Here is a 23,374-nt window from a genome sequence, read left to right as displayed (position 1 = left end):
GAGCCCCTGCCGAGCCTGGCGGAACTGACCTGAGGGAAACCCCTCAGGTAATTACTTGGCCTTCTCGAGGATCTCGACGACGCGCCAGCGCTTCGTCGCGGACAGCGGCCGGGTCTCCATGAGGAGGACGCGGTCGCCGACACCCGCGGCGTTCTGCTCGTCGTGCGCCTTGAGCTTGTTCGTACGGCGGATGACCTTGCCGTACAGCGCGTGCTTGACGCGGTCCTCGACAGCGACGACGACGGTCTTGTCCATCTTGTCGCTGACGACCAGACCCTCGCGGGTCTTGCGGAAGCCGCGCTCCGCGGTCTTGTTCTCAGTCACGTTGCTCTCGCTCATCAGGCGCTCTCCACCGTCTCGATGCCCAGCTCGCGCTCACGCATCAGGGTGTAGATCCGGGCGATGTCCTTGCGGACGGCCTTAAGCCGGCCGTGGTTCTCGAGCTGGCCCGTCGCCGCCTGGAAGCGGAGGTTGAACAGCTCTTCCTTGGCCTCGCGGAGCTTGGCAACAAGCTCCTCGTTGCCCAGCTCGCGCAGCTCGGACGCCTTGGTACCGGCCGACATCACGCTTCACCTGCCTCGCGCTTGACGATCCGGCACTTCATCGGCAGCTTGTGCGCTGCACGAGTCAGAGCCTCACGCGCAATCTTCTCGTTCGGGTAGGACAGCTCGAACATGACCCGGCCCGGGTGCACGTTCGCGACCCACCACTCGGGGGAACCCTTACCGGAACCCATGCGGGTCTCGGCGGGCTTCTTCGTCAGCGGGCGGTCCGGGTAGATGTTGATCCAGACCTTGCCGCCACGCTTGATGTGGCGGGTCATCGCGATACGAGCCGCCTCGATCTGGCGGTTGGTCACGTACGCCGGAGTCATGGCCTGGATGCCGTACTCGCCGAACGCAACCGTCGTACCACCCTTGGCCATACCGCGACGCTTGGGGTGGTGCTGCTTGCGGTGCTTGACCCTACGGGGGATCAGCATTTCGGTCAGGCCTCCGTTCCGGTGCTCTCAGCCGGAGCGGCAGCGGCGGCGGGAGCGTCGGCCTTGGGGGCCTCGGCAGCCGGCGCGGACTGCTGCTGCGGCTTGCGACCGCGACCGCCACGCTCGCCACCGCGGCCACCACGGCCGGCCGGGCGGTCAGCGCCGCCACGGGCCGGGCGGTTGCCGGCGCGGGCAGCGGCGTTCTCGGCGCGGACCTCGGCGATGTTCTTGACGTCGCCCTTGTAGATCCAGACCTTCACACCGATACGGCCGAAGGTCGTCTTGGCCTCGAAGAAGCCGTAGTCGACGTTCGCGCGGAGCGTGTGCAGGGGCACACGGCCCTCGCGGTAGAACTCCGAGCGGGACATCTCGGCGCCGCCGAGACGGCCGCCGCACTGGATCTTGATGCCCTTGGCGCCGGCCTTCATCGAGCTCTGCATCGACTTGCGCATCGCACGACGGAAGGAGACGCGGGAGGACAGCTGCTCGGCGACGGCCTGGGCCACCAGCTGAGCGTCCACCTCGGGGTTCTTGACCTCGAGGATGTTCAGCTGGACCTGCTTGCCGGTCAGCTTCTCCAGCTCGCCGCGGATGCGGTCCGCCTCGGCGCCGCGGCGGCCGATGACGATGCCCGGACGAGCGGTGTGGATGTCAACGCGGACGCGGTCGCGGGTGCGCTCGATCTCGACCTTCGAGATGCCGGCCCGCTCCATGCCCTTCGTCATCATGCGACGAATGGCGACGTCTTCCTTGACGTAGTCCTTGTACAGCTTGTCGGCGTACCAACGGGACTTGAAGTCCGTGGTGATGCCGAGCCGGAACCCATGCGGGTTAACCTTCTGGCCCATTACCGGGTTCCTTCCTTGCTGCTGACGACCACGGTGATGTGGCTGGTCCGCTTACGGATCCGGTAGGCCCGGCCCTGAGCACGCGGACGGAACCGCTTCAGAGTCGGACCCTCGTCCACGTACGCCTCGCTGATGACCAGCGAAGAGGCGTCGGTGTGGTCGTAGTTGTGCGCGGCGTTGGCAATGGCGCTGTCCAGCACCTTGCCGACCGGCACGCTCGCGGCCTGCGGGGCGAAACGCAGGACCGCCTGAGCCTCCGTGGCGTCCATGCCACGGATGAGGTCCACCACGCGGCGGGCCTTCATGGGCGTGACGCGGATGTACCGCGCCTGGGCCCTGGCTTCCATGGTTGTCCCTTCGGTGTAAGTCATAGTCGTTTCCACCCCGCGATTAGCGGCGCTTCGACTTCCGGTCGTCCTTGACGTGGCCGCGGAAGGTGCGAGTCGGCGAGAACTCGCCGAGCTTGTGGCCGACCATGGACTCGGTGACGAACACCGGGACGTGGGTCTTGCCGTTGTGCACCGCGATCGTGTGGCCCAGCATGGCCGGGACGATCATCGAGCGACGGGACCAGGTCTTGATGACGTTCTTGGTGCCTGCTTCGTTCTGGACGTCCACCTTCTTGATCAGGTGGTCGTCGACGAAGGGCCCCTTCTTGAGACTGCGCGGCATCTAAACCCGCTCCTAGCGCTTCTTGTTCGTCTTGCGGCGGCGGACGATGTACTTGTTGCTCGCCTTCTTGGGAGAACGAGTACGACCCTCCTTCTGACCCCACGGGGAGACCGGGTGGCGACCACCGGAGGTCTTGCCCTCACCACCACCGTGCGGGTGGTCAACCGGGTTCATCGCGACACCGCGGACGGTCGGGCGAACGCCCTTCCAGCGCATGCGGCCGGCCTTGCCCCAGTTGATGTTCGACTGCTCGGCGTTGCCGACCTCACCGATGGTGGCGCGGCAGCGGACGTCGACCAGACGGATCTCGCCGGACGGCATACGAAGGTGGGCCATGGAGCCCTCCTTCGCCAGCAGCTGCACGGAGGCACCCGCGGAGCGGGCGAACTTCGCGCCGCCGCCGGGCCGCAGCTCGATGGCGTGGATGGTCGTACCGACCGGGATGTTGCGCAGCGCCAGGTTGTTACCGGGCTTGATGTCGGCGGCCGGGCCGTTCTCGACACGGTCGCCCTGGCTCAGGCCACGCGGCGCGATGATGTAGCGCTTCTCGCCGTCCGCGTAGTGCAGGAGCGCGATGCGCGCGGTGCGGTTGGGGTCGTACTCGATGTGCGCGACCTTGGCCGGCACGCCGTCCTTGTCGTGACGACGGAAGTCGATCACTCGGTAGGCGCGCTTGTGGCCACCGCCCTGGTGGCGAACGGTCACACGACCGGCGTTGTTACGGCCGCCCTTGCTGTGCAGGGGGCGGACCAGCGACTTCTCCGGCGTGGACCGCGTGATCTCGACAAAGTCGGCGACGCTGGAGCCACGACGGCCCGGAGTCGTCGGCTTGTACTTGCGGATACCCATTTCTCAGTCCTCGTCCGATATTCGGACCAGGGCGCTCCGTTAGGAGGCCTGGCCGAAGATGTCGATACGGTTGCCCTCGGCAAGGGTCACGATGGCGCGCTTGGTGTTGGCGCGCTTGCCGAAACCGGTGCGGGTGCGCTTGCGCTTGCCCTGCCGGTTGATCGTGTTGACCCCGGTGACCTTGACCTGGAAGACCGCCTCGACGGCCTGCTTGATCTGGGTCTTGTTGGCGCGCGGGTCGACGACGAACGTGTACTTGTTCTCGTCCAGCAGCGCGTAGCTCTTCTCCGAGACGACCGGCTTGATCAGCAGGTCGCGCGGGTCCGAGAAGGTCTTGCTGGTGACGGCGGCCTCAGTCATCAGGCCTCGCTCCCTTCGGTCTCAACGGCCTTGGGGCCAGACACGAAGGACTCGAAGGCGGCCTGGGTGAAGACCACGTCGTCGGAGACGAGCACGTCGTACGTGTTCAGCTGGCCCGGCTCCAGGATGTGCACCTGGGGCAGGTTGCGGGCGGACAGCCACGCGGCCTCGTCGCTGCGGTCGACGACCAGGAGCAGGTTCTTGCGCTCCGAGATCTTGCCGAACAGCGTCTTGGCGGCCTTGGTGGAGATCCCGCCCTCGACCACGCCGGAGACGACGTGGATGCGGGAGTGACGGGCCCGGTCGGTGAGGGCACCGCGCAGGGCGGCGGCCTTCATCTTCTTCGGGGTCCGCTGCGAGTAGTCACGCGGCACGGGGCCGTGGACGACGCCACCGCCGGCGAACTGCGGCGCACGGGTCGAACCCTGACGGGCGCGGCCGGTGCCCTTCTGGCGGTAAGGCTTCTTGCCACCACCACGGACTTCGCCGCGGGTCTTGGTCTTGTGCGTGCCCTGACGGGCAGCGGCCAGCTGCGCGACGACGACCTGGTGGATCAGCGGAACGCTGACCTTGGCGTCGAAGATCTCCGAGGGGAGCTCGACGCTACCGGCCTTGTCGCCAGCGGGCGAAAGGATGTCAATGGTGCTCATCGTTACCTCAGGCCCCCTTGGCCGCGGTACGGACCAGGACGAGGCCGCCGTTCGGACCGGGAACTGCGCCCTTGATGAGCAGCAGACCCTTCTCCGCGTCAACGGCGTGGACGGTCAGGTTCTGGGTGGTGACCCGCTCGTTGCCCATACGGCCCGCCATGCGGAGGCCCTTGAACACACGGCCCGGGGTGGCGCAGCCACCGATGGAACCGGGCGAGCGGTGCTTGCGCTGGGTGCCGTGACCGGCGCCGAGGCCCTTGAAGTTGTGACGCTTCATGACACCGGCGAAGCCCTTGCCCTTGCTCTTGCCCGTGACGTCGACCTTGACGCCGGACTCGAACACCTCGGCGGTGATCTCCTGGCCGAGCGTGTACTCGCTGGCGTCGGAGGTACGGAGCTCCACCAGGTGGCGGCGCGGGGTCACGTCGGCCTTGGCGAAGTGGCCCTTGAGGGGCTTGTTCACCTTGCGCGGGTCGATCTCGCCGAAGGCGATCTGGACCGACTCGTAGCCGTCGGTGTCGTTCGTACGGACCTGGGTGACGACGTTGGGGCCGGCCTTGACGACAGTGACCGGGACGACACGGTTGTTCTCGTCCCAGACCTGAGTCATGCCGAGCTTCTCGCCCAGGATGCCCTTGATCTGCTTAGCCATCTCGCGCGTCACCTCAGAGCTTGATCTCGATGTCGACGCCCGCCGGCAGGTCGAGACGCATCAGCGAGTCAACCGTCTTCGGCGTGGGGTCGAGGATGTCGATGAGGCGCTTGTGCGTGCGCATCTCGAAGTGCTCGCGCGAGTCCTTGTACTTGTGCGGCGACTTGATGACGCAGTACACGTTCTTCTCAGTGGGCAGCGGCACCGGGCCCGCGACCGACGCACCAGTGCGGGTCACCGTCTCGACGATCTTCTTCGCCGAGGAGTCGATGACCTCGTGGTCGTAGGCCTTGAGCCGGATGCGGATCTTCTGTCCCGCCATGGCTACTTCGTAGTCCTGTCTGTCTCGTAACGCTCTGGAACCCGGTGTTAACAACCTTCTCTCCGACCCACGCGGTCGGGCGTGTCGCACTCCCGCTACGCAGATATCCAGTGACGGATTCCCTGCTGGAGGGGATTGCGATCCGCAGAAGAGACCGCTGGACGGGGGAGAAAACCCACCGGGTGCCTGGCCGGGGCCCCGCTGACACTTCCCGGAAGATTCCCGTACGTCCGCCCCAGCGCTGCCCTGGGGGCAGTTGGGGCGACGAGTACTGTGGGACTCGCTTCCGGTCCTCCCGGCGGGAGGCGCGCAGCATCGGCACTCAACCGAGCAACCCCGATAGTCTGCCATACGGGGCGTCGGGCACGCCAATCGAGCCGAAGAGGTTACCCCGCGGGGGTTGCGTGTCAAACGGCGGCTCGCGGAGCGCGCGTCGTCGGCGAGACACGGGCGCCCGGCCGGGACGACGCCCGATTCACCGACGCACCTGCTGCGTCGGGGTCTTCTCCGTGCGTCGTCGCCCGGCCGAGGCGCCCGTTTCCATGGGCCCGGACTTCGTCCCCTGCGTTCCTCAGGTGCGGGTGACCGCGCCGCACTCCTGCGAGAGGTCGTCGAGGTCCCGGCTGCGGTCGTACGGGTCCACGGACGGTCCGGACACCTCCGGCGCCCCGCCGGCCAGGTCCTCCGTGAACTGTGGCCTCAGGAAACCGTCGCCGTCCTTCGAGCAGTCGGAGTTTCCGCTGTTCATGTCCATTCGGAACACGTAGAGCCGTCCGCGGGTGGTGATCACCTCGGCCGGGTCGTACAGGGCGACGGTCAGCTGGCGGCGGACGACGGTCCGCGTCACCTCGTCCGCGCCGGGCTTCGCCTTCACCACCGGGTAGACGAAGGTGTAGTCGGCGTACACCCGCACCTCGCCGCTGCGGTCGCCCTTGCCGAAGGTCATCCGCCCCCGCGTCCTGACCACGTCACCTGCGGGACGCACCTGGGACGGATCGAACCGGCTGAACATCCACAACGGATCCTGCTCCTTCGCCGGCGCGCGCAGCGCCTTCTCGAGCGCGCCGTGACCGTCCTTCTGGAGCGGGTCGAGCAGCTTCAGCGCGGCCCTGGGCCACTCGCCCCGGAGGGTGGCCGGATCGAGGTTCGAGGCGACCAGCAACTCCTTGGTGCTGCGCAGCGCGTGCGCGACCTGTTCCTTGCTCATCCCGCCGACCGCCTTGGCCTCAGGCAGCTCGATCCCGGCGGCCCCTGCCGCCCAGCCGACCGCGGGCGACCCCCGGAACGGCTCCTTCAGCGTCGGCCGGTCCGGGAACAGCTCCGCCGAGGGCGCGGCGGTGGGCCGCGCGGTCTCGGCGGCGAGCGGTGCGGACTCCTCGCGGGCGGCCTCTCCGGTCACCAGCTCGGGCCGCACGGCGACCACGGAGAGCCCGACGGCGACGAGTACGCCGAGCACCGCCACGAGGCGCCGGCGCTTCCTCGCGCTCCCGCTCCGCTCCTGCCACGCGGGCCCCGTGCGCCAGCCCTCGGGCTCGGCCGGCTTCCCCTCCCTGCGCCGCCGCTCGTCCTCCGCACGCAGCCGCGCGGCCACCATCCGCGCCCTGGCGGACGGTTCCTTGGGCGCGTCGGCACCCGAGCCCTCCCCGGCCCGGCGTACGAACTCCGCCCACTCCTCGTCCGACACCGGCGACCCGTCGCCGGGCCGCCCCTCCGGTGCGTTCTTCCCCACTGTCCCCACCCTGCGTTCCCCAGCACTGTCGTGGACATTCCACGTACAGGTCGGCAGAGGATAGAAGTGACGCCTTAATCGTTCGATCGCCGTTCCCCCGCTCTCCTACAGTGATCACGGCACGTCATCGTCACGGGGGACGAAGCACCATGCGTACGCACTATCCGAGGACCCGGCATCTGCCCTGGTCACCCGGAGCGACCGCCGACGATCTCCGGGTCACCGACCTGTCCGGCCTGCGTGGCCGGGAGGTCGTCGTCACCGAGAAGCTCGACGGGGAGAACACGACGCTGTACGCCGACGGGCTGCACGCGCGGTCGCTGGACTCGGCGCACCATCCCTCGCGGGCTTGGGTGAAAGGGCTCCAGGGGCGGATCGGGCAGGGGATTCCGGCCGGGTGGCGGGTGTGCGGGGAGAGCATGTACGCGCGGCATTCGCTCGCGTACGACGATCTGGAGAGCTGGTTCTACGGCTTCTCGGTCTGGGACGGCGACGGCCGGTGCCTGCAGTGGGACCGGAGCGTGGAGTTCCTGCGGCGGCTCGGCATACCCGTGCCGGCCGTGCTGTGGCGCGGGGTGTTCGACGAGCGGGCCCTGCGCGCCCTCAAGCCGGACACCGAACGCCGGGAGGGATACGTCGTACGGACCGTCGACGGCTTCCCGGCAGGCGAGTTCGGGCAGCGCGTCGCGAAGTGGGTGCGGCCCGGGCACGTGGTGACCGACACGCACTGGATGCATTCCGCCGTCGTGGAGAACGGGCTGGGGCCCGCCGCCGCGCTCTGGGCGGTGCGGTCGGGGGCCGCGCCGGACGCGGCCGGGCTGCTGGACGCGGTCGGGGTGCCCGACGGCGACGCCGCGGCCGCCGCCGATGTGGCCGGACGGCTGGAGCGGACCGGGGACGCGCGGCTCGCCGGTGTCCTGGCCGGGCTGCTGCACACAGGCCGGCGCTCGACGCTCGCCGGGCGGCTCGCCCGCCCGCTCGGTCTGCCTCTCGCACGTCGCGTCGCGGACCTGGTCGGCCTGCACACCGGGCTGCACCGCCCGTATCCCGACGAGGACCGCAGAGCGGGCCTCCTGCGCATGTCGTACGCCGTCGACCTGGACGTGCTGCACGCCGTCGCCGCGGCTCTCGCGCCGGACGCCGCGGCCCGGGACCAGGTGGACTGGTCCGCACTGCACGCCGAGGAGGCCGGGCCGCTCGGCTCGCTCCGGGAGACGTTCGACGGGCTCGCCCCCGACGCCGCGGAACGGTGCCTGGCCGAGGCGCGCGAGGCGTACGCCCAGGGGCGGATCCGGACCGCCGACGAGGCCGTCGCCGCGACCTGGCGATGGCGGTCGGGCGGCTTCCCGAAGCTGATCCACATGGTCGGGCCGTCCGGCAGCGGCAAGAGCACCTTCGCCCGCGCGCTGCCCGGCGTCCATACGTACGTGTCCCTCGACGACCTGCGCGAGGCCCGCGGCGCACGCACGGACCAGCGGGCCAACGCAGCCGTCCTCCGCCTCGGCCTGGAGCGGCTCGACGCCGCACTGGCCTCGGGTGGGACGGTGGTATGGGACGCCACATCCCTCAACCCGCACCAGCGTTCGCTGGTGCACGCGGTCGCCCGCCGCCGCGACGCCCTGACCACGCACGCGGTGGTCCTGGTCGACGAGGACGAGCTGGTGCGGCGCAACGAACGGCGGACGCACCCCGTGCCGCCGGACGTCCTCACCGCGCAGCTGCGCCGGTACGTGCCGCCGTACCCCGGCCAGGCGCACCGCACCTGGTACATCGGCGCGGACGGCACCGTCGAGGAGGAGGCGTAGGTGCGCACGAGCGAGGAGATCTACCACCGGGTCCGCTGGGATCCGCGCTTCGACCCGGCACGCTTCGTGATGGGTATCCACCAGCGTTCCGCCGCGCCCAAGCGGATGCCGCTGGACGACTTCGACCCCGCGGGCGAGATCCCGTGGCACCGGGTCGTCTTCTTCGAGGCGGACGGCGAGATGGTCTGGGACCGGTCGGCGGGCGTGGACCGGATCGACGCGACGGAGGCCGGGCGGGTACGGGACCCGCGGCGGCTGCCGTCCCCGTTCTTCACGGGGCGCACGCCGCACGCCTGGGACGCGGCGCGCGGCTGGACCGCGGCGGACGGTCCACTCGGGGGACCAGTCGAAGGTCGGGGGCCTGATCCGGGCCGCGCTCCGGCCACCGCTCTGCGCGTACTGACCTGGAACACCCTGTGGGACCGGTACGACAGCGACCTCATCGACACCGCCCGGCGCAGGCCACTGCTGCTGGCCGCGCTGCGCGACGCCGACGCCGACGTCATCGCGCTGCAGGAGGTCGAGCCCGAACTGCTCACGATGCTGCTGGACGCGCCGTGGGTGCGCGAGGCCTACACGCTCGGCACCGACCCGGCCGGGGCGGACGTCGGCGACCGCGGCCTGCTGCTGCTCAGCCGGCTCCCGGTGAGCGAGGCGGGCATGCACGTACTCGGCCCGCACAAAGCCGTCACGGCGGTGGTGGTGGAGACGGTCTGGGGCCAGGTCACGGTCGCCGCGACCCATCTGAGCAGCGACCACTCCGCGAACGGCGCGGCACGGCGTGACGCCGAGCTGGTCGCGCTCGCCGAGGGGCTGGCGAGCGTCCAGGGCAATGTCCTGCTGCTGGGCGACTTCAACGACGGCGGGGACGTACCGGAGACGACGCTCGGGATGAGTGACGCGTGGACCGAGGTCCATGGGCTCGGCGACCGCACCCCGACCTTCGACCCCGGTCGCAATCCGCTGGCCGCGGTGTCGTCGCTCAGCGGCCGGGCGTCCCGGCTGGACCGGGTGCTGCTGCGGGCGGCGGGGCTGCGGGTGGACGCGGCGACGCTGCTCGGCGACAGCCCGGCACCGGACGGGCTGTACGTCTCCGACCACTACGGCGTCGCGGCGGACCTGAGCGTCGCCGGCACGGAGGGTGAGCCGGCCGCCGAGGTGCTCGCCGTACGCGCCACGCCCCGGACCGCCGTCGCCTGGCTCCCGCCGCAGGAGCTGTGGCCGCGCATCCAGCACATCCGCCGCGAGCACGACCGGCAGATCCACCGCTGGCCGCCGCATGTCAACGTGCTCTTCGGCTTCGTACCGGAGTGCGACTTCGAGCGGGCGGCCCCGCTGCTCTCGGCGGCGGTGGCCGGGGTGGCGCCGTTCACGGCACGGCTCGAAGGGGTGCACAGCTTCGGGCACCGGGACGACGCCACCGTCTGGCTCGATCCCGCTGCCGCCGACGCGGCGCCCTGGGCGGAGCTGCGCCAGGCGCTGGAGGAACGCTTCCCCCGTTGCGGGGGCCGTGGCGAGGGCTTCACTCCTCATCTCTCCCTGGGCAGGACGCGCGACCCGCACGAACTCACGGCCCACTGCGAGGCTCTGCTCGGCGGCACGACCGCGCGCGTCGGTGACCTGGTCCTGCTGTCCCGGCGGGGCGACGAACCGATGCGGGTCCGGGCGCGGATCGCCCTGGGCACGGGCGAGGTCCGCTGGTCGCTCGAAGAGCCGCACGAGCCAGAGGAGCCGCAGGAGCCGGACCAGTCGGACGAGTCGGAAGGTCCGGGAAAGAGCGACCCCGGCGCACCTGCGGCCGCCGCCGGGGACCCGCGCGGCGATGAACTCGCGCGCAGGACCACGCAGCGCATCGCCGAGGCGATGGCCGACGGTGTCGTGCACGTCGTCGGCTCACGGCGCATGGGCTGTGAGCTGCCCGGCGCGGACCTCGACCTGGTCGCCGCGCTGCCCGGTACGGCCGGTCCTGCGGAGGTACGGGACCGGATCACGGCAGCCCTGCCCGAGGCCCGGGACGTACGCGAGGTGATCGGGGCCCGGGTCCCGGGCCTGCGGTTCCGCGTCGGCACGCTCGCCGTCGACCTCGTCCTCGTGCCGACCGGCGCCATGGCCCCGGACGAGGCGGTGGCCCGCCGGGCCGAACTGGGCGAACCCGCGGCGATCGCACTCAGCGCGGTCACCGACGCGGCCGCGGTCCTCGCCCTGGCGGGTCTCCGCCGGGACGCGTTCGTCCGTCTCGCCCGGCAGGTCAAGGCATGGGCGAGGACCCACGGCCTGGACGCGGCTCCGTTCGGCGGCCTGCCGGGCCTGGCCTGGGCGCTGATGGCCGCCCGTACGGTCGGCGAGGCGCATCGCGATGATCAGTACCGCGGTGATCAGTACCGCGATCATCGGCCCGGTCATGAAGAGCCCGGCGACGCCCCCGCCCTCGACGGCCCGCCCGAAGCCGGCCCGCCCGAAGCCGGCCTGCCCGAAGCCGGCCTGCCCCAAGCCGAGCTGCTGCGGCGGTTCTTCGCCACCTGGTCCATGGCGGACTGGGGCGAGCCCTCTCTCCTGACCCCCACGGAACCCGTGCGCTCCTGCACCGCCCAGGTCGGCCCTGGCGGCCGTGACCTGCTGGCCCGGGAGTTGTTCCGCGCCTGGGAGCTCCTCGACGCGACCGCCGGGGCCGGTTCCGGCCCCCGTCCCCTCCCCTGGTCCGAGCTCCTCTCCCCACCGCCCCTGCACCGGCGCCATGCCGCCTGGGCCGTCCTCACCGTCCCCGAGGGGCCCGACGAGCGCCGTGTCCGTGGACGCGTACGGGCACTGCTCACCGCGCTGGAGGACGCGGGCGCGCCGGACGCCCATGCCTGGCCCCGCCCGTTCACGTCCGGCCGAGGCGAGGCCCGTTACGCGATCGGCCTCGGGGCCGCTCCCCCGGACCGGGCACGGCTCGCGGAGATCGCCGAACGCTGGCTGCGCGGGCTGCCGGGCACGACGCTCACCTGGGCGGAGTGCGGGGACGTACCGACCCTCGGCGTTCCGTCCGCCCCCGCCGGGTCGCCAACGGCACACGACATCGCGGGCAACCCTGTACATCGATAATCCGTCTAGCTGATCGCGGAAGGCGGCTGCGACCGGCCCGCCGTCCGCGACCTGGGGAGAGCACAGTACGCAGCCGGGGGCCACGCCCGACCGCTGCGGGGGGAAGCGGACGGAGCACCACACGTGAACGACAGCGCTGCGCGCAGCATGCCCATGCCCGGCGACGGACCGGACCGAACGGACCGGCCGGAACGGTCGAACAGACCGAGCCCACTGAACCGACCGGACCGACCGGACCGACGCGACCAGCCGCGCCACAGACCCCGCCGCCGCGCCGTCCCCCGCCGCACCGTCGTCGCCACCCTCGCCGCGGCCGCCGGAGCCACCGCCCTGGGCGCCTGCTCCGTACCGGCGCCGCCCCGGCGCACCACGCCCACCGCCGACCCTGCGCCCGGCATGCCGATAGCCAGCTCACGCCGCGCGCAGCTGATGCAGATCCTCGCCCACCCGGACGACGACCTGTACTTCATGAACCCGGACACCCAGCGGATGCTCGACGCGGGCATACCGCTGGTCTGCGTGTACGTCACCGCCGGGGAGCACGACGGGAAGAACCACATACCGGGGAACTGGGACGTCCCCGCCGACAAGGACGCCTACTCGTCGGCCCGCCACCAGGGCCTGCGTCAGGCCTACGCGACGCTCCTCGGGCTGGACCGGTTCACCGACTGGACGAAGGGCGTCGCCACCCTCCGCCGGGACCACCAGGCCGAGATCAACACGCTCACCAACGGCCACCGCCGGGTCGAGCTGATCTTCCTCAACCTCCCGATGCACACGACCCGCCGCTACATGGCGATACCCAGCCTGTGGCGGGACCGGGCGCTCGGACTGCACACCGTCGTCGCCAAGGACTCCCCTCTGCGCAGGACCGTCCCGTACGACTACGACGAACTCGTCGACGTCCTCGTCGGGCTCATGGAGCAGTACCGGCCGACCGTGATCCAGACCCTGGACCCCGATCCGGACATCCAGCACAGCGACGAGGCGACCCGGAAGAAGGACAGCGAGCAGCGCGGCTACTCGGACCACGCCGACCACACCGCCGTCGCCTCGTTCAGCTGGGCCGCGATGGTGCGCTGGGTGGCGGAGGCGACCGAGGACGGCGGGCGGGTGCCCGGCTTCGTCGCGACCGCGTTCCGCGGCTACTACAACCGTCACTGGCCCAAGAACCTCCCGGCCGGGGTGCTGCAGGAGAAGGCCGCCCACCTGGTCCCGTACGGCGGCGACCCGTCCTGGGAGTGCGGCAACCCTTCCGGCTGCGGTGACTACAACGTGGGTGGCGTCCGTCCGCTGACGAACAAGAAGGGCTGGGTCCGCTCCACCCACCACCGCTACCCGGGCGACCGGCCCGTCGTCGCCGCCCAGCCCGACGGACGGCTCGCCGCGTACGGGGTACTGGGGCTGCGTGCCGTGCGCTGGCGGGAGACCGAGCCGGGCAGCGGCGAGTGGGGCGACCCGCAGGACCTGGGCGGCGGCCCGCTGGCCCCGGCGCTCGGCTCTGCGGCTCTCAAGGACGGACGGCAGCTGGTCTTCGGGCTGCGGTTCGCCGCGATCGGCGGCCACGGCGGGCCGAACCGCCGCGAGGTGGTGCTGCTGGAACAGCGCGCGCCGGGGGGCGGTTTCCTCGCCTGGTACGGGCTCGGCAACCCGGAGCGCGACGACGACCGGGGCCGCCGCATCGGCGTACCGGTCGCGGTGACCGCGCCCGACGGCCGGGTCCATCTCTTCGTACGCAACGCGGACAAGGGCATCAGCACGCGTGTACGGAACACGGACGGCCGCTGGGACCGCTGGCGGAACCTCGGCGGCGACGAGATCCAGGACGGTCTCTCGACGGTGGTCGACGGCGCGGGCCGGGTCCATGTCTTCGGCGCCGGCCGGGACACCGTGCACCACTGGGCGCAGGACGTCCTCGGCGAGGACGTCGCCTTCAAGCCGGACGCCGGCAGCGGGCTCCCCGCCCCCGGCGGACCGCTCGCCGCACTTGCGACCGACGACGGCGGCATCGAGCTCTACTACCGCAAGCCGACGGCGGCGGGCGTGATCGCCGTCCGCGCGGGCGGCGCCCCGGCTCGCCCCCGCAAGGAACGCTTCGACGGCTACGGCCCGCTCCGCGCGGCCGCGGCCCCCGACGGGCCCGCGCTGCTCGGCAAGGACCTCGGCGGGCGCGTCCAACTCCGCGTCGACGGACGGGTGGTGACGCGAGCCCAGGGAACGGAGCCGCTGGGCTCCCCCGCCCTGTTCATGGGCCGCTCCGGCGCCACGGCGATCGGCATGGGCGCGGACGCGCACCCGTGGATCTGGAGCCCGCAGGCCGGTACGGCGGGCTGACGGCCCTTCGGGCGCGGTCGGCACCCGCGCGGCCGCGTCCGCAACGCGAAGAGGCCCCGCACCTTCCGGTGCGGGGCCTCTCGCGTGCAGCTCGTTGCGGAGCTACCAGGTCAGACGACCAAGGAACTTACTTGGTGATCTTGGTGACCTGGCCGGCGCCGACGGTCCGGCCACCCTCACGGATGGCGAACTTCAGGCCCTCCTCCATGGCGACCGGCTGGATCAGCGAGACGGTCATGGAGGTGTTGTCGCCCGGCATGACCATTTCGGTGCCCTCGGGGAGGGTCACGACGCCGGTCACGTCCGTGGTACGGAAGTAGAACTGCGGGCGGTAGTTGTTGAAGAACGGGGTGTGACGGCCACCCTCGTCCTTCGACAGGATGTAGGCCTGGGCCTCGAACTCGGTGTGCGGCGTGACCGAACCGGGCTTGATGATGACCTGGCCGCGCTCGACGTCCTCGCGCTTGATGCCACGGAGGAGCAGACCGACGTTCTCACCGGCCTGGCCCTCGTCGAGCAGCTTGCGGAACATCTCGATGCCGGTGACCGTGGTGGTGGTCTTCTCCTGCTTGATACCGACGATGTCGACGGTCTCGTTGACCTTCAGGATGCCACGCTCGATACGACCGGTGACGACGGTGCCACGACCGGTGATCGTGAAGACGTCCTCGATCGGCATCAGGAACGGCTTGTCGACGTCACGCTCGGGCTGCGGGATCGCCTCGTCGACGGCGGCCATCAGGTTCAGGACCGACTGGCCCCACTCCTTGTCGCCCTCGAGCGCCTTGAGCGCCGAGACCTTGACGACCGGCAGGTCGTCGCCCGGGAACTCGTACTCGGAGAGGAGCTCACGCACCTCGAGCTCGACGAGCTCCAGGATCTCCTCGTCGTCCACCATGTCGGCCTTGTTCAGGGCGACGACGATGTACGGAACGCCGACCTGGCGGGCCAGGAGCACGTGCTCCTTGGTCTGCGGCATCGGGCCGTCGGTGGCGGCGACCACGAGGATGGCGCCGTCCATCTGGGCGGCACCGGTGATCATGTTCTTGATGTAGTCCGCGTGACCGGGGCAGTCGACGTGGGCGTAGTGACGCGACTCGGTCTGGTACTCGACGTGCGCGATGGAGATGGTGATACCGCGCTGGCGCTCCTCAGGAGCCTTGTCGATCTGGTCGAAGGCCGAGGCCTCGTTCAGGTCCGGGTACGCGTCGTGCAGCACCTTGGTAATGGCGGCCGTGAGGGTCGTCTTACCGTGGTCGATGTGACCGATGGTGCCGATGTTGACGTGCGGCTTAGTCCGCTCGAACTTCGCCTTCGCCACTGGGGTCCTCCTGTGGAGTGGTTCTGGTACGCCTTACTCATCGGCGCCAGGTGATCTTTGCTGGTATTGCCGGCCGCCGGGGCGAGCCTCACGGGTTCGCGAGGTACGCCCCGACGTCACGGCGTCAAGCCTAAAGCGTGTACTCGGGTGAGTTACTCGCCCTTGGCCTTCGCGATGATCTCCTCGGCGACGTTCCGGGGAACCTCGGCGTAGGAGTCGAACTGCATCGAGTAGCTTGCGCGACCCGAGGTCTTGCTGCGGAGGTCGCCGACGTAGCCGAACATCTCCGACAGCGGCACCAGGCCCTTGACGACACGGGCACCGGCACGCTCCTCCATGGCCTGGATCTGGCCACGGCGGGAGTTGATGTCACCGATGACGTCGCCCATGTAGTCCTCGGGCGTGGTGACCTCAACGGCCATCATCGGCTCGAGGAGCACGGGGGACGCCTTGCGCGCGGCCTCCTTGAAGGCCTGCGATCCGGCGATCTTGAACGCGAGCTCGGAGGAGTCGACCTCGTGGTAGCCACCGTCGAGAAGAATGACGCGGACGCCCGTCATCTCGTAGCCGGCGAGGATGCCGAACGACATCGCCTCCTGGCAGCCGGCGTCCACGGAAGGAATGTATTCCTTCGGGATACGGCCACCGGTGACCTTGTTCACGAACTCGTACGCGGCGTCGCCGCCCTCGATGGGCTCGATCGCGATCTGCACCTTGGCGAACTGACCGGTACCACCGGTCTGCTTCTTGTGGGTGTAGTCGTGACGCTCGACGGCCTTACGGATCGTCTCGCGGTACGCGACCTGCGGCTTGCCGACGTTGGCCTCGACCTTGAACTCACGCTTCATACGGTCGACGAGCACCTCGAGGTGAAGCTCGCCCATACCGCCGATGACGGTCTGGCCGGTCTCCTCGTTGGTGTGCACCTGGAAGGAGGGGTCCTCCTCCGCGAGACGCTGGATGGCGACACCCAGCTTCTCCTGGTCACCCTTGGACTTGGGCTCGATCGCGACCTCGATGACCGGCGCCGGGAAGTCCATGGACTCCAGGATGACCGGGTTCTTCTCGTCCGCGAGCGTCTCACCGGTGGTGGTCTGCTTCAGGCCCATGACGGCGACGATGTCACCGGCGCCCACCGACTCGATCTCCTCACGCTTGTTCGCGTGCATGCGGTAGATCTTGCCGATGCGCTCCTTGCGGCCCTTCACGGAGTTCAGCACCGCGGTGCCGGACTCCAGACGGCCGGAATAGATGCGCACGAAGGTGAGCTTGCCGAGGTGCGGGTCGCTCATGATCTTGAACGCCAGCGCCGACAGCGGCTCCTCGTCGGACGGCCTGCGCTTCACGACCAGGTCCGCGTCCTTGACGTCGTGGCCCTCGATGGCCTCGATGTCGACGGGCGACGGGAGGTAGCGCACGACCGCGTCGAGCAGGGGCTGGACGCCCTTGTTCTTGAACGCGGTGCCACAGAACACCGGGGTGACCGTGGTGCCCTTGCCCTTGCCGGAGGCGATGGTGATACGACGGATCGCGGCGTACAGCTGCTCCTCGGAAGGCTCCTGGCCCTCCAGGTACAGCTCCATGATCTCTTCGTCGTTCTCGGCCACGGCCTCGATGAGCTTGCCGCGGTACTCCTCGGCAGCCTCGGTGTGGGTGGCCGGGATGTCGACGATGTCGTACATCTCGCCCTTGGCCGCCTCGGCGGACCAGACCAGGGCCTTCATGCGGACCAGGTCGATGACGCCCTTGAAGTCGGCCTCGGCACCGATCGGGAGCTGCATGACGATCGGCTGCGCGCCGAGGCGGTCGCTGATCATGTCCACACAGCGGTGGAACTCGGCACCGGTGCGGTCGAGCTTGTTGACGAAGCAGATACGCGGAACGCCGTAGCGGTCCGCCTGACGCCACACAGTCTCGGACTGCGGCTCGACGCCGGCCACGCCGTCGAACACCGTCACGGCACCGTCGAGCACACGAAGGGAGCGCTCCACCTCAACGGTGAAGTCGACGTGACCCGGGGTGTCGATGATGTTGATGGTGTGGTCGACGTCCTCGAGCGGCCAGTGGCAGGTCGTCGCGGCGGACGTGATCGTGATGCCGCGCTCCTGCTCCTGCTCCATCCAGTCCATCGTGGCAGCGCCGTCGTGGACCTCACCGATCTTGTACGAAACACCGGTGTAGAACAGGATGCGCTCGGTGGTCGTCGTCTTGCCCGCGTCGATGTGGGCCATGATCCCGATGTTGCGGACCTTGGCCAGGTCAAGCGAAGTGGTGGCCATAAGGCTCAGTCTTCTCTCGGTTCTCGATGTGGGTAGCGACTACCAGCGGTAGTGCGCGAAGGCCTTGTTGGACTCGGCCATCTTGTGCGTGTCCTCACGCTTCTTGACCGAAGCGCCGAGGCCGTTCGAGGCGTCCAGCAGCTCGTTCATGAGGCGCTCGGTCATGGTCTTCTCGCGACGGGCGCGGGAGTAACCCACGACCCAGCGGAGCGCGAGGGTGGAGGCGCGACCGGGCTTGACCTCGATCGGCACCTGGTAGGTGGCGCCACCGACACGGCGGGACTTGACCTCGAGAGACGGCTTGACGTTCTCGAGAGCGCGCTTCAGCGTGATGACCGGGTCAGCGCCGGTCTTCTCGCGGAGGCCTTCCATGGCGCCGTAGACGATGCGCTCAGCGGTGGAACGCTTGCCGTTGAGCAGGATCTTGTTGATGAGCGAGGTCACCAGAGGAGAACCGTAAACCGGGTCGATGATGACCGGGCGCTTCGGGGCGGGGCCCTTACGAGGCATTCTTACTTCTCCTTCTTGGCGCCGTAGCGGCTGCGGGCCTGCTTGCGGTTCTTGACACCCTGGGTGTCAAGGGAACCGCGGATGATCTTGTAGCGAACACCCGGCAGGTCCTTCACACGGCCACCACGCACGAGCACGATGGAGTGCTCCTGCAGGTTGTGTCCCTCACCCGGGATGTAGGCCGTGACCTCGATGCCCGAGGTCAGACGCACACGCGCGACCTTACGGAGGGCCGAGTTCGGCTTCTTCGGGGTGGTCGTGAACACACGCGTGCAGACGCCGCGACGCTGAGGGGAACCCTCGAGTGCGGGCGTCTTGTTCTTCTCGACCTTGTCCTGCCGGCCCTTACGGACCAGCTGCTGGATCGTAGGCACTACTTCTCCGGTTTCTGTGTGCCGTCAGTAAAGCTAACCTGGAACGTCGCCGACCCACGCGGTCGGGTGTGTCGAATGCTGCAGACTCCCGCCGAAGGCGGAAAAGGCGCAGATTACGGTGGCCGGTCTCGGCTCGCTGTGCGGCTGAGGACACGCACAGGAGCCCAGGCACACCCCAGGCACAAGGTCTGAGCGTACCTAGCGCATCCACTTCGGTCAAAACAACTGCCGCAGGACCGGCGTCGCCACCCACTCGGCCTGACAAGGGCATGGTAGGCGCGGAGCCCCCGTCGCGCTCGGCGATCTCCGTGCCGGGGCGGCCCAGGGCCCGCCGGGCTCGTTCTCCCGGGATATGCGCAAAGGGCCGGCGCGGCCTTTTCCCGCACATCGAAGCGGCGGCACTCCGGCCGAATTCGCGCATTCCCCTCCCCTGCCCACCAGGGGGTCACTGGTGCATACACGGAACCGGACCCCGGCGAGCGTCCATCAGTCCTTGAACGGCAGACCCAGCAGGTGAGACGGCTACGAAGCCCTCACTCGGCAAGGTCGGCAAAGAACACAATTCGCCTTTCCGGGTAATTCCCGGAATTGCCGAAGGGCGGCCACCCACGGGGTGACCGCCCTTCTTCAGACATTCGCCTTACTGGTTGTACGGACCGTAGTCGTAGTCCTCCAGCGGAACGGCCTGGCCGGAGCCCGTGCCGAACGGCGAGTAGTCGATGTCGTCGTAGCCGACGGCCGAGTACATCGCGGCCTTGGCCTCCTCGGTCGGCTCCACCCGGATGTTGCGGTAGCGGGACAGACCCGTACCGGCCGGGATGAGCTTACCGATGATGACGTTCTCCTTGAGGCCGATCAGGGAGTCCGACTTGGCGTTGATCGCCGCGTCGGTCAGAACCCGGGTCGTCTCCTGGAAGGACGCCGCCGACAGCCACGACTCGGTGGCGAGCGAGGCCTTGGTGATACCCATCAGCTGCGGACGGCCGGAGGCGGGGTGACCGCCCTCGGTGACCACACGACGGTTCTCGGTCTCGAACTTCGAGCGCTCCACGAGCTCGCCCGGCAGCAGCTCCGCGTCGCCGGACTCGATGATCGTCACCCGGCGCAGCATCTGCCGGATGATGATCTCGATGTGCTTGTCGTGGATCGACACACCCTGCGAGTTGTAGACCTTCTGGACCTCGCCGACCAGGTGGACCTGAACGGCCCGCTGGCCGAGGATGCGCAGCACGTCGTGCGGGTTGGTCGCACCGAAGGTGAGCTTCTGGCCCACCTCGACGTGGTCGCCCTCGCGCACCAGGACCTTGGCACGCTTCGAGATCGGGAACGCCGTCTCGTCACTGCCGTCGTCCGGGGTGACGATGATCTTCTTGGTCTTCTCGGTCTCCTCGATCCGCACGCGGCCGGCGGCCTCGGAGATCGGGGCGACACCCTTCGGGGTACGGGCCTCGAAGAGCTCGACGACACGCGGCAGACCCTGGGTGATGTCGTCACCGGCCACACCACCGGTGTGGAAGGTACGCATCGTCAGCTGGGTACCGGGCTCACCGATGGACTGGGCGGCGATGATGCCGACCGCCTCACCGATGTCGACCAGCTTGCCGGTGGCGAGCGAACGGCCGTAGCAGTACGCGCACGTACCGACCGCGGACTCACAGGTCAGGACCGAGCGGGTCTTGACCTCCTCGACACCCGCGCCCACGAGCGCGTCGATGAGCACGTCACCGAGGTCGACGTTGGCCGGCGCGATGACCTTGCCGTCCACGACGACGTCCTCGGCGAGCATCCGCGCGTACACGGACGTCTCGACGTCCTCCGCCTTGCGCAGGACACCGTCGGCGCCGCGCTCGGCGATCCGCAGCTTCAGACCGCGGTCGGTGCCACAGTCCTCCTCGCGGATGATGACGTCCTGCGAGACGTCGACCAGACGACGGGTCAGGTAACCCGAGTCGGCCGTACGCAGGGCGGTGTCGGCGAGACCCTTACGGGCACCGTGCGTGGAGATGAAGTACTCCAGCACGGACAGGCCCTCGCGGAAGGACGCCTTGATCGGACGCGGGATCGTCTCGTTCTTGGCGTTCGACACCAGACCACGCATACCCGCGATCTGACGCATCTGCATCATGTTTCCGCGAGCACCCGAGTTGACCATCATGAAGATCGGGTTGGTCTTCGGGAAGTTCTCGTTCATGGCCTCGGCAACCTCGTTGGTCGCCTTGGTCCAGATCGCGATGAGCTCCTGCGTGCGCTCGTCCTTGGTGATCAGACCGCGCTCGTACTGCTTCTGGACCTTCTCGTCCTGCGCCTCGTAACCCGCGACGATCGCCTTCTTCGCCTCGGGAACGACGACGTCGGAGATGGCCACGGTGACACCGGAACGGGTCGCCCAGTAGAAGCCGGACGCCTTCAGGTTGTCGAGCGTCGCCGCCACGATGACCTTCGGGTAGCGCTCGGCGAGGTCGTTGACGATCTCGGAGAGCTGCTTCTTGCCCACCGAGTAGTCGACGAACGGGTAGTCCTCGGGCAGCAGCTCGTTGAAGAGCGCACGGCCCAGGGTCGTCCGCAGACGGAACGAGTCACCCTGCTGCCACTCCGGCTCGCCCTCCTCCGCGACCGGCGGGGTCCAGCCACGCGGCGGGACGGTGCCGATCGGGAAGCGGATGTCGATCTTCGCCTGGAGCGAGAGCTCCCGGGCGTCGAACGCCATGATCGCCTCGGCGGTGGAGTTGAACGCACGGCCCTCGCCGCGCACCTCGCGCTCCTCCTCGTCCGTGGTGAGGAAGAAGAGGCCCAGCACCATGTCCTGGGTCGGCATGGTCACCGGCCGGCCGTCGGCCGGCTTGAGGATGTTGTTCGAGGACAGCATCAGGATGCGGGCCTCGGCCTGCGCCTCCGCGGACAGCGGCAGGTGCACGGCCATCTGGTCACCGTCGAAGTCCGCGTTGAACGCGGTGCAGACGAGCGGGTGGATCTGGATGGCCTTGCCCTCGACCAGCTGCGGCTCGAAGGCCTGGATGCCGAGACGGTGCAGCGTGGGCGCACGGTTCAGCAGCACCGGGTGCTCGGCGATGACCTCTTCGAGGACGTCGTACACGACGGTGCGGCCACGCTCGACCATGCGCTTCGCGCTCTTGATGTTCTGCGCGTGGTTCAGGTCGACCAGACGCTTCATCACGAACGGCTTGAAGAGCTCCAGCGCCATGGCCTTGGGCAGACCGCACTGGTGCAGCTTCAGCTGCGGGCCGACGACGATGACGGAACGCGCCGAGTAGTCGACTCGCTTACCGAGGAGGTTCTGACGGAAGCGACCCTGCTTGCCCTTCAGCATGTCGCTGAGGGACTTCAGCGGGCGGTTACCGGGACCGGTGACCGGACGACCGCGGCGGCCGTTGTCGAACAGCGCGTCAACGGCCTCCTGGAGCATGCGCTTCTCGTTGTTCACGATGATCTCGGGCGCACCGAGGTCGAGAAGCCGCTTCAGGCGGTTGTTGCGGTTGATGACGCGGCGGTACAGGTCGTTCAGGTCGGAGGTCGCGAAGCGGCCACCGTCCAGCTGCACCATCGGACGAAGGTCCGGCGGGATCACCGGGACGCAGTCCAGCACCATGCCCTTGGGGCTGTTGCTGGTCTGCAGGAAGGCGGAGACGACCTTGAGGCGCTTGAGCGCACGGGTCTTCTTCTGGCCCTTGCCGGTACGGATGATCTCGCGGAGACGCTCGGCCTCCTCCTCCAGGTCGAAGGACTCCAGGCGCTTCTGCAGCGCCGCGGCACCCATCGATCCGTCGAAGTACGTGCCGAAGCGGTCACGCAGCTCGCGGTAGAGCAGCTCGTCGCCCTCCAGGTCCTGGACCTTGAGGTTCTTGAAGCGGTTCCACACCTCGTCGAGACGGTCGATCTCGCGCTGCGCACGGTCGCGCAGCTGCTTCATCTCACGCTCGGCACCCTCGCGCACCTTGCGGCGCACGTCGGCCTTGGCGCCCTCGGCCTCCAGCTCGGCCAGGTCGGCCTCGAGCTTCTTGGCGCGGGCCTCCAGGTCGGCGTCGCGGCGGTTCTCGATCTGCTGGCGCTCGACGGAGACGTGAGCCTCCAGCGAGGGCAGGTCGCGGGTGCGGCGCTCGTCGTCGACGTACGTGATCATGTACGCCGCGAAGTAGATGACCTTCTCCAGGTCCTTCGGGGCGAGGTCGAGCAGGTAGCCCAGCCGCGACGGAACGCCCTTGAAGTACCAGATGTGGGTGACGGGAGCGGCCAGCTCGATGTGGCCCATCCGCTCACGGCGCACCTTGGCGCGGGTGACCTCGACGCCACACCGCTCACAGATGATGCCCTTGAAGCGGACACGCTTGTACTTGCCGCAGTAGCACTCCCAGTCCCGGGTCGGACCGAAGATCTTCTCGCAGAAGAGTCCGTCCTTTTCGGGCTTGAGCGTGCGGTAGTTGATGGTCTCGGGCTTCTTGACCTCGCCGTGAGACCACTGACGAATGTCGTCAGCGGTGGCCAGGCCGATCCGGAGCTCGTCGAAGAAGTTGACGTCGAGCACTATGCGTCAATCCCTCTCAGGGTCGTGTCTCAATGGTCTGAACGGGTCCGGGGACGGCCGGGG

Annotated in this window: 20 protein-coding genes; 3 read left to right on the top strand and 17 right to left on the bottom strand. The window is 69.1% G+C overall.

Translation table 11 applies throughout. The features are described 5' to 3' along the window. Nucleotides 1-51 precede the first annotated feature (51 nt). The 12 genes from rpsQ to ACIQMR_RS29475 all read right to left on the bottom strand — a co-directional run bounded on the left by rpsQ (nucleotide 52) and on the right by ACIQMR_RS29475 (nucleotide 7,064). Nucleotides 52-339 carry a 30S ribosomal protein S17 gene (rpsQ, locus tag ACIQMR_RS29530; RefSeq protein WP_262006829.1) on the bottom strand — a complete coding sequence of 96 codons (288 nt, stop codon included), beginning with the start codon at nucleotides 337-339 and terminating at the stop codon, nucleotides 52-54. Then, nucleotides 339-563: a 50S ribosomal protein L29 gene (gene rpmC / locus ACIQMR_RS29525; protein ID WP_017949657.1), complete on the bottom strand. Its 225-nt coding sequence runs from the start codon at nucleotides 561-563 to the stop codon at nucleotides 339-341. Before rpmC ends, rpsQ begins: the two co-directional genes overlap by 1 nt. Continuing rightward, the gene (rplP, locus tag ACIQMR_RS29520) at nucleotides 563-982 is read right to left on the bottom strand and encodes a 50S ribosomal protein L16 (RefSeq protein WP_005313579.1); all 420 of its coding nucleotides are present in this window, start codon (nucleotides 980-982) and stop codon (nucleotides 563-565) included. The genes rpmC and rplP overlap by 1 nt, the downstream gene beginning before the upstream one ends. Before the next feature lie 5 nt (nucleotides 983-987). Beyond that, complete coding sequence (gene rpsC / locus ACIQMR_RS29515; RefSeq protein WP_266381584.1) at nucleotides 988-1,830, bottom strand: 30S ribosomal protein S3; 843 nt, start codon at nucleotides 1,828-1,830, stop codon at nucleotides 988-990. Then, entirely contained in the window at nucleotides 1,830-2,177 is a 348-nt protein-coding gene (rplV, locus tag ACIQMR_RS29510) for a 50S ribosomal protein L22 (protein ID WP_004571827.1), read from the bottom strand. Before rplV ends, rpsC begins: the two co-directional genes overlap by 1 nt. Before the next feature lie 43 nt (nucleotides 2,178-2,220). Then, entirely contained in the window at nucleotides 2,221-2,502 is a 282-nt protein-coding gene (rpsS, locus tag ACIQMR_RS29505) for a 30S ribosomal protein S19 (RefSeq protein WP_003956461.1), read from the bottom strand. Between the two features lie 12 nt (nucleotides 2,503-2,514). Then, nucleotides 2,515-3,351 (bottom strand): 50S ribosomal protein L2, encoded by an 837-nt coding sequence (gene rplB, locus ACIQMR_RS29500; RefSeq protein ID WP_358667912.1) that lies wholly within the window; start codon nucleotides 3,349-3,351, stop codon nucleotides 2,515-2,517. A gap of 39 nt (nucleotides 3,352-3,390) precedes the next feature. After that, nucleotides 3,391-3,711, bottom strand: coding sequence for a 50S ribosomal protein L23 (gene rplW, locus ACIQMR_RS29495; RefSeq protein ID WP_266381579.1), 321 nt, complete (start codon nucleotides 3,709-3,711; stop codon nucleotides 3,391-3,393). Then, nucleotides 3,711-4,361 carry a 50S ribosomal protein L4 gene (gene rplD / locus ACIQMR_RS29490; protein WP_266381576.1) on the bottom strand — a complete coding sequence of 217 codons (651 nt, stop codon included), beginning with the start codon at nucleotides 4,359-4,361 and terminating at the stop codon, nucleotides 3,711-3,713. Before rplD ends, rplW begins: the two co-directional genes overlap by 1 nt. 7 nt (nucleotides 4,362-4,368) lie before the next feature. After that, nucleotides 4,369-5,013, bottom strand: a complete 645-nt coding sequence (rplC, locus tag ACIQMR_RS29485; protein WP_242329291.1) for a 50S ribosomal protein L3 — start codon at nucleotides 5,011-5,013, stop codon at nucleotides 4,369-4,371. Nucleotides 5,014-5,026: 13 nt separating this feature from the next. Then, nucleotides 5,027-5,335: a 30S ribosomal protein S10 gene (gene rpsJ, locus ACIQMR_RS29480; protein ID WP_003948644.1), complete on the bottom strand. Its 309-nt coding sequence runs from the start codon at nucleotides 5,333-5,335 to the stop codon at nucleotides 5,027-5,029. 571 nt (nucleotides 5,336-5,906) lie between these two features. Continuing rightward, a complete protein-coding gene (locus ACIQMR_RS29475; protein WP_401393538.1) occupies nucleotides 5,907-7,064 on the bottom strand; it encodes a hypothetical protein in 1,158 nt (385 codons plus the stop codon). A gap of 149 nt (nucleotides 7,065-7,213) precedes the next feature. On the opposite strand from ACIQMR_RS29475, the gene ACIQMR_RS29470 reads away from it, so the two are divergent. The 3 genes from ACIQMR_RS29470 (at nucleotide 7,214) to ACIQMR_RS29460 (ending at nucleotide 14,287) form a co-directional block, all read left to right on the top strand. Then, nucleotides 7,214-8,869, top strand: a complete 1,656-nt coding sequence (locus ACIQMR_RS29470; RefSeq protein ID WP_401393535.1) for an RNA ligase family protein — start codon at nucleotides 7,214-7,216, stop codon at nucleotides 8,867-8,869. Then, complete coding sequence (locus ACIQMR_RS29465) at nucleotides 8,870-11,953, top strand: RNA repair domain-containing protein (RefSeq protein ID WP_401393532.1); 3,084 nt, start codon at nucleotides 8,870-8,872, stop codon at nucleotides 11,951-11,953. Between the two features lie 396 nt (nucleotides 11,954-12,349). After that, nucleotides 12,350-14,287: a PIG-L family deacetylase gene (locus ACIQMR_RS29460; RefSeq protein WP_401393529.1), complete on the top strand. Its 1,938-nt coding sequence runs from the start codon at nucleotides 12,350-12,352 to the stop codon at nucleotides 14,285-14,287. A gap of 127 nt (nucleotides 14,288-14,414) precedes the next feature. On the opposite strand, the gene tuf is transcribed toward ACIQMR_RS29460, so the two are convergent. The 5 genes from tuf to ACIQMR_RS29435 form a co-directional block, all read right to left on the bottom strand. Then, entirely contained in the window at nucleotides 14,415-15,608 is a 1,194-nt protein-coding gene (gene tuf / locus ACIQMR_RS29455; RefSeq protein WP_401393526.1) for an elongation factor Tu, read from the bottom strand. Between the two features lie 152 nt (nucleotides 15,609-15,760). Then, entirely contained in the window at nucleotides 15,761-17,887 is a 2,127-nt protein-coding gene (gene fusA / locus ACIQMR_RS29450; protein ID WP_358667899.1) for an elongation factor G, read from the bottom strand. 39 nt (nucleotides 17,888-17,926) lie between these two features. Beyond that, nucleotides 17,927-18,397: a 30S ribosomal protein S7 gene (gene rpsG, locus ACIQMR_RS29445; protein ID WP_006347241.1), complete on the bottom strand. Its 471-nt coding sequence runs from the start codon at nucleotides 18,395-18,397 to the stop codon at nucleotides 17,927-17,929. Nucleotides 18,398-18,399: 2 nt separating this feature from the next. Then, entirely contained in the window at nucleotides 18,400-18,771 is a 372-nt protein-coding gene (gene rpsL / locus ACIQMR_RS29440) for a 30S ribosomal protein S12 (protein WP_003948652.1), read from the bottom strand. Between the two features lie 640 nt (nucleotides 18,772-19,411). After that, on the bottom strand, nucleotides 19,412-23,311 hold the full coding sequence (locus ACIQMR_RS29435; RefSeq protein ID WP_358667898.1) for a DNA-directed RNA polymerase subunit beta': 3,900 nt from the start codon (nucleotides 23,309-23,311) through the stop codon (nucleotides 19,412-19,414). Between the last annotated feature and the right edge of the window lie 63 nt (nucleotides 23,312-23,374).

Origin of the sequence: Streptomyces sp. NPDC091376 (assembly GCF_044757085.1) — a bacterium.
Lineage (GTDB): Bacteria > Actinomycetota > Actinomycetes > Streptomycetales > Streptomycetaceae > Streptomyces > Streptomyces pratisoli.
This window is presented reverse-complemented; position numbering and strand designations above follow the sequence as displayed.

Coding starts and splice junctions, on each gene's coding strand:
- rpsQ (WP_262006829.1), bottom strand. CDS start 339: ATGAGCGAGAGCAACGTGACTGAGAACAAGACCGCGGAGCGCGGCTTC.
- ACIQMR_RS29460 (WP_401393529.1), top strand. CDS start 12,350: ATGCCGATAGCCAGCTCACGCCGCGCGCAGCTGATGCAGATCCTCGCC.
- rpsC (WP_266381584.1), bottom strand. CDS start 1,830: ATGGGCCAGAAGGTTAACCCGCATGGGTTCCGGCTCGGCATCACCACG.
- rplD (WP_266381576.1), bottom strand. CDS start 4,361: ATGAGCACCATTGACATCCTTTCGCCCGCTGGCGACAAGGCCGGTAGC.
- rplB (WP_358667912.1), bottom strand. CDS start 3,351: ATGGGTATCCGCAAGTACAAGCCGACGACTCCGGGCCGTCGTGGCTCC.
- rplV (WP_004571827.1), bottom strand. CDS start 2,177: ATGGAAGCCAGGGCCCAGGCGCGGTACATCCGCGTCACGCCCATGAAG.
- rpsJ (WP_003948644.1), bottom strand. CDS start 5,335: ATGGCGGGACAGAAGATCCGCATCCGGCTCAAGGCCTACGACCACGAG.
- rplP (WP_005313579.1), bottom strand. CDS start 982: ATGCTGATCCCCCGTAGGGTCAAGCACCGCAAGCAGCACCACCCCAAG.
- rpmC (WP_017949657.1), bottom strand. CDS start 563: ATGTCGGCCGGTACCAAGGCGTCCGAGCTGCGCGAGCTGGGCAACGAG.
- fusA (WP_358667899.1), bottom strand. CDS start 17,887: ATGGCCACCACTTCGCTTGACCTGGCCAAGGTCCGCAACATCGGGATC.
- rpsS (WP_003956461.1), bottom strand. CDS start 2,502: ATGCCGCGCAGTCTCAAGAAGGGGCCCTTCGTCGACGACCACCTGATC.
- rplC (WP_242329291.1), bottom strand. CDS start 5,013: ATGGCTAAGCAGATCAAGGGCATCCTGGGCGAGAAGCTCGGCATGACT.
- ACIQMR_RS29470 (WP_401393535.1), top strand. CDS start 7,214: ATGCGTACGCACTATCCGAGGACCCGGCATCTGCCCTGGTCACCCGGA.
- rplW (WP_266381579.1), bottom strand. CDS start 3,711: ATGACTGAGGCCGCCGTCACCAGCAAGACCTTCTCGGACCCGCGCGAC.
- rpsG (WP_006347241.1), bottom strand. CDS start 18,397: ATGCCTCGTAAGGGCCCCGCCCCGAAGCGCCCGGTCATCATCGACCCG.